This is a genomic window from Acidobacteriaceae bacterium (assembly GCA_035944135.1).
Classification (GTDB): Bacteria; Acidobacteriota; Terriglobia; order Terriglobales; family Acidobacteriaceae; genus Granulicella.
Genome location: DASZBM010000004.1, coordinates 37170 through 54104, shown reverse-complemented (window position 1 = coordinate 54104; position 16935 = coordinate 37170). Strand labels below are relative to the sequence as shown.

Annotated in this window: 15 protein-coding genes and 1 other RNA gene; 8 read left to right on the top strand and 8 right to left on the bottom strand. The window is 60.3% G+C overall.

Annotation, left to right across the window (positions count from 1 at the left end):
* Positions 1-37: 37 nt before the first annotated feature.
* The 4 genes from VGU25_10365 to VGU25_10350 form a co-directional block, all read right to left on the bottom strand.
* On the bottom strand, positions 38-421 hold the full coding sequence (locus VGU25_10365; GenBank protein ID HEV2577602.1) for a four helix bundle protein: 384 nt from the start codon (positions 419-421) through the stop codon (positions 38-40).
* Between the two features lie 61 nt (positions 422-482).
* On the bottom strand, positions 483-1709 hold the full coding sequence (locus tag VGU25_10360) for an ABC transporter permease (GenBank protein HEV2577601.1): 1227 nt from the start codon (positions 1707-1709) through the stop codon (positions 483-485).
* A gap of 666 nt (positions 1710-2375) precedes the next feature.
* Complete coding sequence (locus tag VGU25_10355) at positions 2376-2702, bottom strand: antibiotic biosynthesis monooxygenase (GenBank protein HEV2577600.1); 327 nt, start codon at positions 2700-2702, stop codon at positions 2376-2378.
* A 42-nt stretch (positions 2703-2744) separates the two neighbouring features.
* A complete protein-coding gene (locus tag VGU25_10350; GenBank protein ID HEV2577599.1) occupies positions 2745-3896 on the bottom strand; it encodes an endo-1,4-beta-xylanase in 1152 nt (383 codons plus the stop codon).
* A 51-nt stretch (positions 3897-3947) separates the two neighbouring features.
* On the opposite strand from VGU25_10350, the gene rnpB reads away from it, so the two are divergent.
* From rnpB to VGU25_10315, 7 genes are all read left to right on the top strand, one after another.
* An RNA gene (gene rnpB, locus VGU25_10345) (RNase P RNA component class A) lies at positions 3948-4429 on the top strand.
* 279 nt (positions 4430-4708) lie between these two features.
* The gene (locus VGU25_10340; protein ID HEV2577598.1) at positions 4709-6532 is read left to right on the top strand and encodes a hypothetical protein; all 1824 of its coding nucleotides are present in this window, start codon (positions 4709-4711) and stop codon (positions 6530-6532) included.
* Positions 6533-6779: 247 nt separating this feature from the next.
* On the top strand, positions 6780-7442 hold the full coding sequence (locus VGU25_10335; protein HEV2577597.1) for a hypothetical protein: 663 nt from the start codon (positions 6780-6782) through the stop codon (positions 7440-7442).
* 122 nt (positions 7443-7564) lie between these two features.
* Complete coding sequence (locus tag VGU25_10330; protein HEV2577596.1) at positions 7565-8002, top strand: c-type cytochrome domain-containing protein; 438 nt, start codon at positions 7565-7567, stop codon at positions 8000-8002.
* Positions 8003-8249: 247 nt separating this feature from the next.
* On the top strand, positions 8250-9482 hold the full coding sequence (locus tag VGU25_10325; GenBank protein HEV2577595.1) for a GGDEF domain-containing protein: 1233 nt from the start codon (positions 8250-8252) through the stop codon (positions 9480-9482).
* Positions 9483-9669: 187 nt separating this feature from the next.
* Positions 9670-10107: a 2Fe-2S iron-sulfur cluster-binding protein gene (locus VGU25_10320; GenBank protein HEV2577594.1), complete on the top strand. Its 438-nt coding sequence runs from the start codon at positions 9670-9672 to the stop codon at positions 10105-10107.
* A gap of 622 nt (positions 10108-10729) precedes the next feature.
* Positions 10730-11308: an outer membrane beta-barrel protein gene (locus VGU25_10315; protein HEV2577593.1), complete on the top strand. Its 579-nt coding sequence runs from the start codon at positions 10730-10732 to the stop codon at positions 11306-11308.
* A 77-nt stretch (positions 11309-11385) separates the two neighbouring features.
* Here VGU25_10315 and VGU25_10310 read toward each other — a convergent pair whose 3' ends face one another.
* The 3 genes from VGU25_10310 to VGU25_10300 form a co-directional block, all read right to left on the bottom strand.
* Positions 11386-11862, bottom strand: coding sequence for a hypothetical protein (locus tag VGU25_10310; GenBank protein ID HEV2577592.1), 477 nt, complete (start codon positions 11860-11862; stop codon positions 11386-11388).
* Positions 11863-11973: 111 nt separating this feature from the next.
* Entirely contained in the window at positions 11974-12534 is a 561-nt protein-coding gene (locus tag VGU25_10305) for a PPC domain-containing DNA-binding protein (protein HEV2577591.1), read from the bottom strand.
* Positions 12535-12593: 59 nt separating this feature from the next.
* Positions 12594-13112, bottom strand: coding sequence for a DUF1440 domain-containing protein (locus tag VGU25_10300; protein HEV2577590.1), 519 nt, complete (start codon positions 13110-13112; stop codon positions 12594-12596).
* A gap of 333 nt (positions 13113-13445) precedes the next feature.
* Between VGU25_10300 and VGU25_10295 the strand changes: the two genes are divergently transcribed.
* A complete protein-coding gene (locus VGU25_10295; GenBank protein HEV2577589.1) occupies positions 13446-15692 on the top strand; it encodes a hypothetical protein in 2247 nt (748 codons plus the stop codon).
* Between the two features lie 72 nt (positions 15693-15764).
* Here the strand turns inward: VGU25_10295 and dnaN are convergent, their stop codons facing one another.
* Positions 15765-16934 (bottom strand): DNA polymerase III subunit beta, encoded by a 1170-nt coding sequence (gene dnaN, locus VGU25_10290; GenBank protein HEV2577588.1) that lies wholly within the window; start codon positions 16932-16934, stop codon positions 15765-15767.
* Position 16935 lies beyond the last annotated feature (1 nt).

Sequence of the window (16935 nt, the reverse complement as noted above, 5' to 3'; positions counted from 1 at the left end):
AATAGTGAATAAAGCAACAACAAAAGCAACAGCGTGGCTAGTTCGGGGCGGTGCGGTTGCGTGCAGGACGGTTGCGAAGGTTCGAAAGTACCGCGTTCAAAATTCGTACGACTTCTGTTGCCTGGATCTGAGCGGCTTCCAATTTGGACGGTATTCCCAGCTCAAGACGCTGAGCCAATTCGAGCTGCGTTTGGACTTCGAGAGCGGAGCCTCGAGCCATACCGAGGAAGTGCATGAATTCTCCAGACGTAAGGCGGCCCTGGCCTTCAGCGATGTTGCTCGCGACTGAGACCGAAGCTCTTCTGAGCTGGTTAGTGAGGCCGAACATCTCCTCCTTCGGGAAGGTGCTCGTTGCTGCGTAAATGGTGGTTGACAGGTCCATAGCTCGTTGCCATGCGATTGAATCTCGAAACGACTTCACTCCCACAATCTGTAACTCCTGGCCCGACCTGCTTTATTCACTATTCACTACTCACTATTCACTAGAACTCTGAACGCAAAGCAACAATCGGGTCGAGGTCGGCGGCTTTGCGTGCGGGGTAAACGCCGAAGAAGATGCCGACAGAGGCGGCGACGATGAGGCCGGCGAAGACGCTCCAGAGAGCGATGGTGGAGGGGAAGCTGATCAGCAGGGTTACGGTCTTGGCGATGACGACGCCGGCGATGACGCCGAGGATGCCGCCAACGAAGGCCATGGTGCCGGACTCCATGAGGAACTGCTTGAGGAGGTCGTTGCGCTTGGCGCCGAGGGCTTTGCGGACGCCGATCTCGCGGGTTCGCTCGGTAACGGAGACCAGCATGATGTTCATGATGACGATGCCGCCAACGATGAGCGAGATGGCGGCGATGGCGACGGCGACGGCGCCGAAGTAGCCGGTAATGGTGCCGAGCAGGCCGGCGAGCGAGTTGGAAGTCTCGAGGGTGAAGCTGTCTTCCTCGCCGGGGCGGTCGTGGCGCTGGCTGCGCATGATGAGACGCGCCTGGTCGACGGCGGCTTCCATCTGCTCGGCGCCCTGCGGACCCTGGTTATAGATGATGACCGACTTCTGGGTTCCGTAGGTCTTCTGATAGGCGGTGAGCGGGACGGCGACCCAGTTGTCCTGACTCTGGCCAAAGGTTTTGCCCTGGGGCTCGGCCATGCCGATGATGGTGTACGGCACGCCGCCGACGCGGATCTCTTTGCCGAGCGGGTCGGCGCCCTTGAGGAGATTGTCCTCGATGTCGGTGCCGATGATGCAGACGGGAGAGGCGTGGTTTTCGTCGGCTTCGGTGAAGCTGCGGCCCTCGGCGATGTCGAGATTCTGCATCTCGGGCATGAGGGCGGTGTAGCCGCGGATGGTGACGTCGGTGGCGGATTCCTTGCCGTAGACGACGGAGCCGGAGGTGGACTGCATGGCGCCGACGCCCTGGCAGAGGGTGCACTGGGACTTCACGGCGCGGTACTGATCCAGGGAGATGACCTTGCGCTTCTGGAACTTTACGTAGTCGTTGTAGCTGGTGATGAGTTGCGGCTGCTGCGAGATGGTAAAGACGTTGGCGCCCTGCTTGTTGACCTTGGTGGCGACGTAGACCTGCGCGCCGTTGATAAGGGTCATGACGGCGATAAGCGAGGAGACACTGATCACCACGCCGAGGAGCGTGAGGATGGTGCGCAGCTTGTTCGCCCAGAGGGACTGGAGGGCGATCCGGAATGCTTCCTTGGTCTCCATGAGAGGTCTTTAGAGTCTACCGTCTGGCGTGCCGGGGCGTACCGATGTGACCGGACGCAGCTCTCCTGTGATGGATGGTACGCAGGGATGAGGGTGATGGTTCCGTTGGGCGTTGCGAAAAGCGTTGACAGTGCTGCCGACCGAATTCTAAGTTGCTCTGCGTGTTGCGCATAGGAAGACGTCAGCATTCGGGAGATTGGATTGGGGACCTTGAAGCTTGCTGTCCTGGGACTGGGCTTGTTATTGGGAAGCGGTGGCCATCTCGCAGATAACGGCCAAACGCAGATCAAGTTGGTCAACCAGGCGAATGGGAGACGAGCGCAACGTGGTGCTACGGTCCGCAGAAGTGAGTCGCGTTCACTCGATTCGATTCTGAGTGAGTGATGGAACTCGGATGGGCGGCATCCTATGAGGCAAGGTAGGTGCGAGTGGTTAGTGGGGAGTGTTAGTGAAAGACAAGAGCAAAGGCCTTGACGCGAAGGGCGCCAAGGGGCGCTAAGGTTCGCCACGTCGGTGTTGGCGGCCGGTTGTGGTTTTGGACCTGTGGAACCGGCACCGAGCTCTGCGTGCAGATGGTAGCTATACCGAGTCGCTTCCAGCACACGGATCGAGTCTGGTTAGAGTTATCCCAGATTCAAGGTGAACCGCGACGAACTAACTGCAGGCTTAGTGGCGGGGGAATTTGGATTCGGAAACTGAGGCGACCTCGTAGTGCAGTGAAAGCTTGTCGTGGTGTTTCAGCAGGGGTCTTCGGTCCTCGGGCACGATGGATTGCTCGTAGTCCGGTCCGGCGAACTGGCGCAGGCTCGCGATGGAATCGAAGAGGATGACGGTGATGAACTCGACGTCGTTTCCGATGTCGCGGCGGAGCAGGTAGCTGGTGATGAAGCCGGGAACGCTGGAGAGGCCAGGGAGCAGCTCCGGCTTCAACATGGATTCGTAGGCGTCTGCGTTTTCCCTGCTGGTTACACCTCGCCAAACTCTCGCGATCATTCGCTAATCCCTTTCGAGGCGAGATGGTATCAGGTCTGCGTGTCAGCGCTTCGGGCCGCCGCGCAGGGCGTTGAGCTCGGCATAGAAGGCGGGAGTGGGCTTGAGGTCGGCGTCGAAGGGGAGGCAGCGTTCGGGAAGGCCGTCTTTGCGGGCGCCTTCGTGGTTGAGCCAGGTGTACTTGTCGGTGATGCCCCAGGTGAGGAGCGCGATGACGGCGGGATTGGCGAGGGTGAGGTTGAGGTAATGGGCGTAGACGTCGCCGACGATCTTGTCGCGCGTGGGAATGTCGGCGGGGAGGGCGCGGTCGTTGACGTCCATCTCGGTGAGCATGATTTTGAGGCCGAGGGATTGGATGTCGGCCATGAACTGCTTGAGGCCGGGGCCGTAGTCGGACAGATAGGTGGGGAGAGGCGTCGTCTGCTGCTGCGCGGGCCGCGGGATCTCAGGGACGGCAACGCCGGCGGAGATGTGGGACTGGATGCCCACGGCATCGATCGGGACACCGCGCTGCTGCATGCCGCGAACGAGAGCGAGGACGGAGGCGCGTTTCTTCGTCGATGCTTCATCCTCGGCTTCGATGCCGTAGTCGTTGTAGGTGAGGAGGGCATGGGGGTCGACGCGACGAGCGGTGCGGAAGGCGATGTCGATGTAGTTGGGGAGGACTTTTTGCCAGGGTGAGTTGCGCATGCCGTTGGGCAGGTTGTCGGAGACCTGGATGGCTTCGTTGACGACGTCCCAGCTGTGGATGCGGCCTTTGTAGCGGCCGGCGACGGTTTCGATGTGGTTGACGAGGACCTGCTCGGCGTTGGCGGGGGTGACGTAGGTGGCGAACCAGGGTGGGAGGGCGCGGTGCCAGACGAAGTTGTGGCCGCGCAGCAGCATGTTGTTGGATTCGGCGAAGTGCGCGATGTAGTCGGCGTCGTCGAAGAAGAAGGTGGTGGGTTGCGGGTGGATGGGGCCGAATTTGAACTCGTTTTCGGCGACGAGGATGGACATCTGCTGCTTGACGAGGGCGGTGTAGGCGGCGTCCTGCTTGAGGGTGGCGGCGTGGACGCAGCAGCCGACGGGGATGCGGGCGGCGGATTTCAGGGTGTCGGGGGATGCTTGCTGGGCGAGGGAGCGGATGGGGAGGGTGGCGAGCGAGGCGGTGGCGGCGGTCTGGGCGAGGAACTGGCGGCGGGTCGGGCGCGGCATGGCAGACATCATCGCAGGTTCTTTTCGCAGTGGCTGATAAACTAAACCGGTGCAGGCGGCCGGGTGATCGCTGCCGCGCGGGCGCTGTGAGGCGTGTTGCGCGGGGGAGGAAAGTCCGAACTCCGCAGGGCAGTGTGCCGGATAACGTCCGGGATGCGGGCGTCAAGGCCCGTAGACGGCAAGTGCAACAGAAAGCAAACCGCCCCGGTTCTGCCGGACAGGCGCTTCGGCGCTCGATTCCGGGCTAACAGGCCGGGGTAAGGGTGAAAGGGTGGGGTAAGAGCCCACCGCGTCCGCAGTAATGCGAACGGCACGGTAAACCCCACACGGAGCAAGACCAAATAGGCAGGGAGTCCGTTCGCTTCTCTTCAGGCGGCGGCGCGCAGCGGCCCGTTGCGTTCAGGCGAAGAGAGCATTGGGCTTAGGCCCAGGCGGCTGAAACCTGCGGGTAGGTTGCTGGAGTTCGTCAGCAATGGCGAGCCTAGAGGAATGATCGCTTAGAACAGAATTCGGCTTACGGGCCGCCTGCACAAAAGGACAGGGAGTAGAGGGTAGACAGTAGAGGGTAGAGCGAGAAACCGCGGTCCGCCGGGAATCCGAACGCTTTGCTGTCTACCGTCTATCCAACTACTGTTTTGTTGGTGCCATTGGGGATTCCCATAACGGGAATGGGGAATGGGCATTTGAGGGTGTTCGCGTAGACTGGCGGTATCATGCCGCGCGTTTCGTGTGTACCTTTCTTCGGGCCCGTTTGCCGTGTTCTGCTGGGTTGTTCTGCCTTGTTGGTGACAGGGCTGGTTACAGGTTGTGGCGTGGGGCCGACGGCAGAGCCCAATCCTGTGCCGCTGACGGTGAATGGCCGGGTGCATGGCGGGCAGCAGGCCGTGGTGGGCGCGAAGATTCAGCTCTATGTGGCCGGCAATGCGGGCAATGGGAGCGCGGCGTCGTCTCTGCTGAATACGAGCGTGGTAAGCGGCTCGGACGGTGGATTTTCGATCACGGGAGACTATAGCTGCCCGTCGGCGACCTCGCAGGTTTACCTGGTGGCGACGCAGGGAAATCCGGGGCTGGGTTCGGGTGGGAACAATCCGGCGCTGGCGATGATGGCGGCGCTGGGAAACTGCGGCAATCTGTCGCCGTCGCAGTTCATCTGGATTAATGAGGTGACGACGGTGGCGGCGGCGTGGTCTCTGGCACCGTTCGCGCAGGACATCGCGCATATCGGCGCGAGCTCAACGAATTCTGTGGGGCTGGCGAATGCGTTTTTGAACGCGCAGCTGATCGCGAATACGAGCAACGGCACGGTGGCGACGCTGCCGAGCAACCTGACGACAGAGCCCGGCAAGATCAACGCGCTCGCGGATGCGGTCGCGTCGTGCATCAACTCGGATGGGACGAGCGGGTGCTCGCCGCTGTTTACGGCTGCCACGCCGAGCGGAAAAAGCGCGCCGACGAACACGTGGGACGCGCTGATGAACATCGTGAAGAATCCGGCGAACAATGTGTCGGGTGTGTTTCAGGCCATTGGATCGACACCGCCGTTTGCGACGACATTGACGCAGGCACCGAACGACTGGACGCTGAGCCTCACGGTGACCGGGGGCGCGATCAACACGCCGGAGGGTCTGGGCGTGGACAGCCAGGGGAACGTGTGGGTGGCGGACCACTCCGGAGTCGTGAGCGCGTTCAACCCGCAGGGAACACCTCTCAGTTCGACGGGCTTCAGCATCCCGTACGCTGTCGAAGACTACGGTTTAGCCATCGATCAAAGCGATAACGTGTGGATCACGTTCGGCGAGGTGCCCACACACGACAGCACGAAAGGCTCGTTGCAGAAGCTTTCAGGAGTTTCGTCGGGTGGAACGCTTGGCACCATGACGAATTACCAGGATGACAGCATCAACTATCCGTACGCGGTTGCTATCGATAGCGGCAACGGCAATGTTCTTATCGCAAACTACTATGTCAAAGGCACGTCGACGAACCTGGTGATTCTGAATCCTTCGACGAACACCTACACGCCTGTGAACATGGGCAGCGATGTGGGTGTGCCGGTGGCGCTGGCGCCGGATGCCGCGCATGGCGTGTGGATGTCGTCGGGCAATGGAATCGGGACCGCGGCGCATGTGGATGCGAGTGGGAACATCACGTTTTCGACGGAGTGCTGCGGAGCAACGGACAGCGTTGCGGTCGACTCAGCGGGCAACGTATGGCTGGCGGACTCGACCGATTCAGATGAGGCCGGCGACGCAGGCGGAGCGGTCACGGAGCTGGCAGCGGACGGAACTACGATTCAGGAATTCATCACGACGGGCGGCATTACCAATCCGTCCCATATCGCGATCGACGCGGCGCAGAACGTGTGGGTTTCGAACTTCCATGCGCCGGCGACCAGCGGTTTGGTTTACGAGAGCTTTTCGGAGCTCTCCGGCGCAAACTCCAGCAGCCCGGGAACGGCGCTCTCGCCGAGCACGGGATATGGCCTGGACGCGAAGCTTCTTTCGCCGTTCAGCATGGTGGTGGATGCGAGCGGAAATCTCTGGCTTTCGAATACTGGAGCGAACTCGCTGGTGATGTTCTTCGGCATGGCTACACCGACGAAGACGCCGATGCCGATTACGCCGGTGGCGCCGTAGGGGTTCTTAGTGGTTAGTGGGTAGTGGGTAGTGGTTAGTGGTTAGTGGTTAGTGGTTAGTGGTTAGTCAAGACAACAAAAGCAAGAGCTTTGACGCAAAGCGCGCAAACATACGCTAAGGAACGCCACGGTAGTTGCGGCTGTTTTTCAGATACCCCACCGCGTGACTGAATCGTGTTTTGGTTCGTCTTAACTTTGTGGGCAGATGTTGCAAATTCCTTTCCTGGGCGTTGTGTGGACTGACTGTCATGGCTGCGGCGCAGAGCAACAGAGCCGCGCAGATCGGGGCGTCGGTGCAGCATCGGTCATTTGAGCTGCTGACGCGGCGCATGGATGTGGATGTGGATGGGGCGCCGCGCGCGTATGGGCCTCCGGGCTCGGATGCGCTCGATTATCTTTCGAACGCGCACTCCAGGGGACGGCCGCGAGCGCCGATTGTCGGCTACATGGTGGAGGACGAACCGCCGCACAGGCCGGTGGTGCAGGGACCGCACGATCCAGCGCCGGGGTACTACGTCTCGCAAACTGCGTTTGCAGATGAGTCGGTGGAGAACGAGCGTGATCCACGCAAGTATGTGGACGCGACGGCGATCAATTATGTGGTGCTGGGGAAGAAGGCGCGCAGGATGGGAGCGCGGCTGGGGGATTTTGTGGCGGTGTATTCGCGGCGGACGCACCGGTCGGTGTTCGGGATTGTGGGGGACAACGGGAATCCGAGCGGCGATGAAGGGTCGCTGCACCTGCTGCGGGCGCTGGGATATCCGTTTCACAACGGTAAGGACGACGCGGTGGAAGAGGCCGAGATCGTTGTCCGTTTTTATCCTGGGTCGAATCCGACACACCGGTTCTTTGATACGCAGGCGGCGCTGGACCGGGCAGCGGAGGCGCTTGGTTTGAGTCGTGCGTTCTGACCGGTAGACGACAGATGGAGCGTTACCGAAGCCACATCGCAAGAAATTTGCAGGATTTTGCAACTTTTACTAGCCGGAGTGGTCAACTGCGATTAGAGTCTTAGGAACGAACCGTACTTTGCATGTTTAGGCCCATCGCTTCGCACCGCTCTATTGTTGTCGCTCTGGCTGTAACGGCTGCCGCAGGAAGCGCACTTCTTGCACGCAGTTCAAAGGCAGTCGGGAACTCGTCACCGGTCGAAGCAACGCCCGAGTACTACACCGAGCACGTGCAGCCGATCCTCCAGGCGAATTGTTACCGTTGTCATGCGGGACTGAACCACAGGGGTGGGCTGCATCTGGATACTCGCGAGGGGCTGATGCATGGCGGCAAAGACGGTAGCGTTATTGTGCCGGGGCATCCAGAGCAGTCGTTGCTGGTGACGCTTATCCGACACGAGGGACCGGCAAACGATCCGAAGCCTATGCCGCCGAAGAGTAAGCTGACGGACGCAGACATCGCGACTATCACGGAATGGATCCGTGCAGGCGCGGTGATACCAGCAGATCCGGCCAACTAGCAAGCCAGGTTACCGAAGGCCCGAAAGCACCAAGGTCAGGTCAACCCAAAAATGACGAAAGAAGGTAATTTAGCTACGCCTTCCGTTCGCGTGGCGACTTATTTTCTCACTCGAATATGTAATTTTTTGCATCATAAGGGGCAACGAGGTTCTACCATTGGGACGCGTTGACCGTCCTGATTCCTCCTCCAATTCAGAACGGCGCCCTCGGCTTGCATGTTGAACCGAGGCAGGGCAGGTCTCTTGCATGGTTGACATTCACAGTTTCGCGCTGCCGGGATTCGTTTCTCAGGCGACGTTTGCCCTCACGTTGGCGCTGCTCGCGTGGAGCGACGCGCGCACCCGGGGCACTCGCTGGCTGGCGGCGGCCTGCGCACTGCAGTTGCTGACAACGATTTCGCACGCGATTATGCCGGTGCCGCTGCGGGTTTCTGACAACCTGAGCGCGTGTTTGCTGGTGCTGGTTTTCTTCCTTGTGTACATGGGGATGCGGTGGTTTGTGCTGCGCATCCGGCTGGCAACGATGAATGGACCGCTGGCGCTGAGCGCGGCGATGACCACGATTCTTTCGGTTGGAGTGATGCATCCTGGGTGGGAGCTGGCTGCTGCGCGAGTGGCGGCTCTTATCGTTCTGGCCGCAACGATCGTGATGCTGCTGAGGCCGCGCATCAAGTCGCTGGCGGATATCGGCCGGGTGATGGCGTTCCTGTTTACGTTTGTGGCGGCCACGGTCGCACTTCGGCTGGTGCTGAGTTTGGGGATCCTTCGTCACCGCGGGCTGGAGCCGGCGGCTCACGATCTGTCGATGATCGGGCTGACGATGCTGGGGTTCGGGTTTGTGGCGATGTACGTGGCGGAGACCAAGCGGCGTCTGCACGAAGAGACACGGCTTGATTCGCTGACAGGGCTGCACAATCGCCGGGCATTTGAAGAGAAGATTCTGCGCGAGGTCCAAATTGCTGCTCGCGACAATACGCCGCTGACGCTGCTGATGATGGACCTGGACCACTTCAAGCAGCTCAACGACACGTGGGGACACGCGCTGGGCGATCGAGCTCTGCGTACGTTCGGCGGCGTTCTGCTGACGGTGACCGGGACTCGCGATGCTGTGGCGCGTCTGGGTGGCGAGGAGTTTGCGATTCTGCTTCCCGGCCGTTCGCCGCGGAGCGCGCTGTCGCTGGCGGAGCGCCTGCGGGCCACGGTTGAAGGCCTGCGGCTAAGCGAGGGCGAAGAGCTGGTGCGGTTCACGGTGAGCGTAGGCTTGAGCTCGCTGCTGCCGGGCGAGAAAGGCTTCGAGCCGATGCTGCGGAGAGCGGATCGCGCGCTGTACAAGGTGAAGCGCTCGGGACGCAATCAGGTCCTGTTGGCCGACTCGGACACGCATCCGGTTCCGTCGATTCCGCCGGGACGGGCAATGCCGGAGCTGCAGCCGATGGCGGTGGCGGGATCGAATCAGCGCGTGCGCGAGTTCGTCGGGTAAAGGCAGAGGATAGAGGGTAGACAGTAGAGAAGGGCAGCGGAAACCTTGCGCTCGTTTCTACGGTCTACTGTCTACCCTTTACCCTTTACCGGTTACTCTCTATCTCTACGCTCTACCCTCTACTCTCTGCCCTCTCCGTTCCCGGATTCGCGTCCCGCTGCTCGTCGGCACTAAACTAGGACTGTCTATGTCCGAGTCTGAGTCGAAGCCGCTTCCTGAGGTTGATCTGTCTAAGCCCCCTGCGGAGAATATGGTCCGCGTCACGTTTCGTCCTGAGAACAGGACGGTTGAGTTCCCGTTCGGCACGCTGCCGTATGACGGGCATGGCGAGCCGATGAGTCTGCTCGACGTGGCTGAGAATTATGGGATCTTTCTGGACCATGCGTGCGGCGGCGTGTGCGCGTGCACGACGTGCCATCTGCACGTGATCGATGGCGCGAAGGGGCTGTCGGAGCCGGAGGAGAAGGAGCTGGACCGCATGGACATGGCGCCGGGGCTGCAGCTGAACTCGCGGCTGGGCTGCCAGGCGGTGATTGAGAAGCCGGGGAATTACGTGGTGGAGATTCCGGCGTGGAACAAGAATTACGTCCAGGAAGGCAAGCCGGCGGCGGTGGTGAAGGATTAGCCGGCAAATATGCCTGCCAGGCCCCGTTTTTCAATCGCCTGAGCAATCAGTTAGGCCCGTCATTTCCACATTCTGCAGCGATGTGTTGCGCAGGAGACCGTTCTCTGCGAGGATTACGGCGATGCCGAGCTACTTGCACATCACGACACGATTTCGCTGCCTGGCGTGTGGAAAGGGCTGCAGTGTTGAATCTGTTATCAGTTCCGAGAGTTCCAGCCCGGACGATACAGTGCATGAGGAAATGGCGCCACCGTTGATGTGCGCTGCCTGCGGACAGGTTGGGCCGGCCGAAACCGGAATCCGGGTCAATGTAATTCCCATTTCAGCGAAGGAATACGCGGAATGGATGCAGGCACCGAAGTCTCTCCACGTTCGTTGCGATCCGGATTGTTTTGAACTTCGGAGCCAGTTGGCTTAGCTGGCCGGGACTCGGGTGCGGGGATAACAGACAGAAAGCAAAACTTCTAACGCAAAGGTCGCGAAGTTGCGCAAAGGAACGCCACGGCAGTTGAGGTGGGGTTTTCTGCGCGGACAGGCGCAACGCTGGTTGGGTGGGCGTGTCTCTAAACAGGAGCACGGAATCCAGGGCGCAGGTGCGCCACAAGAACGAGGGCCTTTTCAGATGATCTCTTCGGCGGCTCGCAACTGCTGTCTTTCTCTTCTCGCGATTTTTGGGTTGATGATTCTGCCGGATGCGGCCAAGGCGCAGGCCGGAGTCTATGGCATGTTGAGCGGTGGACACTACTCAGGGCTGGGTGTGGGCTATGGGACGCCCTCAACGCAGAGTGGCGGCATGACGGCGGACGGCGGAACGTTTGGCGTCTACGACAACTTCCTGCCGTTCGGGCCGATCCGGTTCGGCGGCGATGCGCGATTCTTCATCCAGAACAGCGCGAACTCGACGACGTATGGAAACAAGCTCGCCGGGTTCATCTTTGGGCCGCGGCTGGAGATCGCGCCGCCGCCGCCGATTCCAGTCAAGCCGTATATCCAGCTCGAGTTCGGTGGCGTGGGCACGAACAACGGATCGAGCAACAGCAAGAGCACGTCGTTTGCGTACCAGGTGAATGGTGGTATCGACTTCACGGTGCTGCCGCATCTGGATATTCGCGGAGAGTACGGCGCGGGTCAGCTGACCAGCATCGGCAACGCGCACCACACGCTGCAGGAGTATGGGATTGGGCTGGTGCTGCGGATGTAGCAGTGAGTCAGGGAGTGAGGAGTTGGGGAGTGAAGCACCTAAAAGCACTTCCTAACTCTCTAACTCCTCACTCCTGACTAGTTCTTGACGGTCATGGCGTCGGAATCGACCGCTTTCTTTCCGGTGATTCCTTCGAGCGCCGTGAGTACGCCGCGATAGTCGTTCTTATCGCATTGCATGGCGAAGCCGCCCTTCTGATCGCCGTTGGCCCAGGTGAGGCCGACATAGTGCTTTTTGGATTTCGTCAGCGCCATCAGGGCGCCTACGCCGAAGGAAATAACCGCGAGGCCGATCGCTGCGCCGATTCGGCGGTGGACATCCTGACCGTAGGAGATTTCCGTGATCGACGCGGCGGGAATGGTGACGACATCGTCCTTGCCGATATGCAGCCGAACCTGTGTGGGATCGATGATCAGTTGGGCGGATGCGCCTGTCTTGAGGTTCTGGACGGATCCGCCGTCGTACATCACCTTGTAGCCGTTATCTCCGGTACTCGAAGCCCATGCAAACATTGGCACGAAAAGACACAACAGCGCCGCTAAGACCCGCTTCATCAAATTTCTCCTTTTGAGGAACGCACCTTTATAAGGGCATGTTCGAGGGAGGGCAATAACAATCTGGTGGCATGCGGGACGATTTTTGTCACGAGTCCAGGCGCGTGATGCTCACTTGCTATTCGGGTCCATGAGGCTCAGGCCTGTCGCGTCGTCGTGCTTCTTGGTGAGCGGCACGGGATCAGCGGTGACGAAGACTTCGAGCAGCGGAGCGACATGCGCGCTGAGGAAGTGGCCGCCAAGCGCGCGGCCGTCCGGCATGGAGACCACGCAGTGCATGTGCACCGAGGGCTTGCCGTTGAGCTGCGCGATGTCGCCGATGAGTGAGACTACTTCCACCTGCGTGTCGATGGGGATGACGCGATACATCTTCTTGTCGGGGTCGTAGAAGCCGAGGCGCGCGTCGTGGAAGGCGCCGATGGCGGTGAAGTGCGCGCTCTGGATGTGGTGCTCTGCGGCGAATTGCGTGAGGCCGGGGTAGGGATCGTCGCCGGCGCGAAAGATGACCGCGTATTCGGCGGAGCCCTTGCCGCTGTTCAGCGCCTTGACCCACATGCCGGGCGCGGAGCCGTGCGGGACGGCGTCGGAGGTGGGGATGTACTGCGGGGCAGACTGCGCGGATGCGAAGGTTGCGGAGAGTGTGAGAGCGAGGATGGAGCAGGTGAGATTCATGGGCGAGGCTCCGGAAGTGCGCCATCCAGAATCTCACTTAGGCCTGAGGGGCGTACACGCTACAGAATTTCGCGGACGATTCTGCGGACGAGTTCAGTGGTGGCGCCATAGACGAGGTGGGCGGCCAGCGGGCTGGCGAGAGAGCTTACGGGATACTCGTCGGGCCAGGGGCCGAGGTGCATGGCGGGAACGCCGAGAACGTCGGCGGTAGCGAAGAGCACGCCGCCGAAGGTGGTGCCGAAGCCGGCCTTGGCAAAATCCGTGTACTCGGCGAGTGCGCCGTAGATGCCGCCGGCGAGCGCACCCATGCTGTAGTGCACGATGGGGCCGCCGATCTCGCGCTGCTCGTGCGAGAGGTGACGTCCGCCGGTGACGGTTTCGACAATCTTGTCGGCGGCCTTCATGGTCGCGTCTTCGCCGTCGGATTGCAGGTTCAACTCCTGTTGCTCAGCGGGTGTTTCGACGGCTTTTGAGAGCTTTTCTCCGAGCGTCGCGCTGAACTCGTTCATCACCCAGGAGGCGGCCAGGCCGCCGGCTACGCCCGCCAGAATTCCCCGCACGAGATGCTTGCTTGCCATGTGACCCTCCACCGAGGTTCGATGCAGGACAGGCGCGGAGAGGCAGCAAGTCCATATACGGCATTATTAGAGTGAAGGCACTAACTGCGAGTCGGGCTTGAACGTAAACAGGAGCCGAAGGACTAGAGCGTGATCTGGGAAATCCGTCGCTTGATTCTCGTTGCAACATTTTCTGCGATTTCTGCCATTTCAGCGTCTGCACAAATTCCATCGACTCCTACGGCTAACCGTTCTCAAGCCAGGTATTTTGCTCTGCCGCTCGGAGAAAATACCGGCGGAAATGCTGAGGGCAGCGTTCTTTACCGCTATGGCGTGCCTTTTGTGCAAGCGGTGTTGCCGCTTCGCTCGGGAGGATCGGCAGAGGTTGCGGTCGGAGGGCGTGCTGATCGCATCTTCCTGCTGGGAATGACCGACGCGAAGACAGCGTCGTTACAAGCGGACGAAGCTTCCAATTCTCCGCACGGCGGACCTCAGACAATTCCAGCCTATGGATGGGCCGATCCTCGGGATTATTCATATCGATTCTTTGTTGGTGATGACCTGGGTTCCATCCGGCTCAACTATGAAGACGGGACGACGCAGGTCTTTCCTCTGATCCTGGGCGAGAGCGTGTGGTTCGGGCGTGCGTTCTATGACTATCAGGATCCGTTCTCAACAGACGCGCGATTGCGGAGTGCGTTCGCCGCTGCACTGCATCTCTATCCGCCTACACCGCTCGCAGATGGCAACTATGTGGCGGTAATTGTGCCGAAGCAAAAGACGATTCGAAGCATCACGGTCGAGAGCTCGCCTGCAAAGAAAGGAACGATTGTCATCAAGGGCATCACGGTGGAGTCGCCCGACAGTGATGGCCTCTCCGCAGGCAAGAGCTTTGTCGCGTCTGCTCCTGACCCGGAATTAGCAGCGTTTATTCGAACGAAGGCGCTTCGCGCGCAAGGCAATGACGAATTGTTGTCGGGTCGAGAGCTGGATCAGCTAAAGAAGGCGTTGTATTCCAACGATGGAGAATACACCGGGCATGTGGCACCATCCTCGCCGCCGAACTATTCAGGAGCGGAGGTCTCCTTTCGCGGCGATATCTCTGCAGAGATCCTGTCCAATGCGTTCCGCTATAACGTCGAGGACATTCTGGACAAGATCGATGCGGAGCGGATGTATCACACCTCTACTCGTGGCGCGGTGTCGTGGGGAGGCTACAAGGGATTTGGGACCTTCGTTCCGAATATCGGGAGCTACTATGGCGTCTCCTACACGCGCGACATGGGCCGCAGTATTCAGGAGGTCGCGGACCTTGGCTACACCGATGCGGTGATGCGATGTGTTGATTACTCGCTGCGCATGGCTCGCAGTTATGCGAGCGATCCCAAACTCAGGTACAAGAACGTGTCGCTTCCGCCGCACTGGGGTTCACTGGTCAATCATCCGGGCAATCCGAGCTTTGAGAACGACGGCGAAGGGCTGACAACCCTGGCCATCTACAAGCTCTGGCGAGAGTTGCCCGACCGGGACCAATGGCTTCGCCAGCGTTGGCCCGACATAAAGGCGGAAGGTGACTGGATCCTTTGGCAGTTTGCTCATCCCGATATATCGGGGGCGAAAGACGGGCTGCTGCACACCACGGGTGAAAGCGCGAATGGAGACGGCTATTCTGTGTACCCGGACGCTGTGAGCATGGACGCGCTGCGGGCTTTGGCGCAGATGGCGGACTCCATAGGAGACTCCGAATCTGCAGCGCAGTGGCGGCAACGCGCCGACCTGATGAGCGCGGCGATTACGAATCACTACGTCGTCGATGACCCGAAGTACGGCCCCGTGTGGACCCTGGATTACTCCAACTGGACGCACAAGACCACTGTTCTTGGGCCGTTGGTTTTCCAGGCGGATGATTGGGGCTTTGCGCCGGAGGACAGCAATCCTGGATGGCGCGCGATCAATGAAGACACGTACAAGCGCCTGATCGACACCTACAAACCGTTTGGGTTTTACGGACAGTCGATGGGATATGGCCAAGGATTCGTGACGCAGTCGGCGCTCCTGCTTGATCGTATGCAGGATGCGACGAAGATGTTGGACTGGATGGGAAAAGAAATTTACGATCCGCGATTCGGATCCTTCATCGTGCCTGAGGGAGTGCAAATTGATCCGACAGGCAAGTACTGGTTTCGCATCGGAGACCTTGGCAACGGTGTGCAGGAGGCGGAGGTTGTCAAAACGCTTCGCCTGGTCATCGGTGTGGACGACACAAAGCCAGCTCGCCTGCAGTTTTTTCCGAGAATGCCGTATGACTGGAACGAGATTTCGGTGAAGCAATATCCACTGGTCTACGAATCGTCAGAACAACTTGAAACTGCACTGCTGAGCTACCGCCTCACGCGTTCTCGTGACCGGATGAATTTGCGCATATCTTCCGATAAGAACCTCGGCGTGGTGGCGATGCGTCTTGGGCCGTTTGCGCACCGGCCTAATGCATCCAGTGTTCGAGTGAACGGCAGAGTCGCTTCCGGAAATTCCGTAGAAAACAGCGGCGATTCATGGTGGGTTCGATTCAAGGCGCCTGTCGAGCAAAGCACGCGGAAGTGAGACAGCACTCGAGAGATACAAAAGGCCCGCTCTGGTGAGCGGGCCTTCGTTGTCGCCAGTCCAGCGTTTACTTCAGATGCGCATGGGCATGAGGATGTAGCGGTAGCGGGTTTCTTCGTTGCCGTCCTCGGGGCGCATCTGGCCGGCGGACTGCGCGTCCTTGAACTCGAGGCGGACCTCGCCGGTGAGGCCGATGGCGCGGAGGAAATCGACCAGGTAGGAGCTGTTGAAGCCAACGACGAGCGGGTCGTAGTTGTAGGGCGTTTCGATGATGTCTTCGGACTCGCCGGCGTCGGTGGACTGCGCGGAGAGCTTGAGCTCGTTCTGCTCGAGACGGATCTTGATGGCGCCGGAGCGCTCGTCGGCGAACTGAGCGACGCGCTGGATGGAGGCCATCAGGTCCTCGCTGCGGACGATGACGAACTTGTTGTTGTCGCGCGGGAGCACGGCCTCGTAGTTGGGGAACTGGCCGGTGAGCTTGCGCGAGGTCAGCACACGACCGCCGACCTTGAAGAAGAGCGTCTGATCGTCATCGGCGAACTCGATGAACTGCGGCGCCTTGTCCTTGCTGGGCTCCATGTTCGCGAGCAGGCCGTTGAGCTCGGCGAGCGCCTTGCGCGGAATCAGGGTCTTCTTTTCGCCGGAGATGCCTTCGATGGGCTCGCCGGTCTTCTCGATGTGCGCGAGGCGGTGGCCGTCAGTGGCGACCATCGCCATGGACTCAGCTTTGAGCACGAGCAGCGCGCCGTTGAGCGTGTAGCGCGACTCCTCGTTGGAGATGGAGAAGATCACCTTGGCGATCATGTTGTGCAGCGTGACGGCGTTGATCTTGTATCCGCCCGCCGCCGGGAACTGCGGCACCTGCGGGAAGTTTGCGCGCGCCATGCCGACCATCTTGGTGTTGGAGCGGCCGGCGCGGATCTGCACCCAGTGGTTGTCCATCAGCTTGATGGAGATGTCACCTTCGGGCAGCAGCTTGATGTAGTCGTACAGCTTGCGCGCGGGGATGGTGCAGGCGCCGGGCTTCTTCACCTTGGCCGCGCAGCTCGTATGCAGCGACTGGTCGAGATCGGTGGCGGTGATGGTCAGCCTGCCGTCTTCGGTGGCTTCGAAGAGGAAGTTCGAAAGGATTGGAATCGTCGTCTTGCGCTCGACGACGGACTGAGCGGCGGTGAGCTCGCGCAGCAGCTCTGCTCGCGAGACCGTGATCTCCAGGTTGCCGGTGGGCGCTGCGTCGGGCATG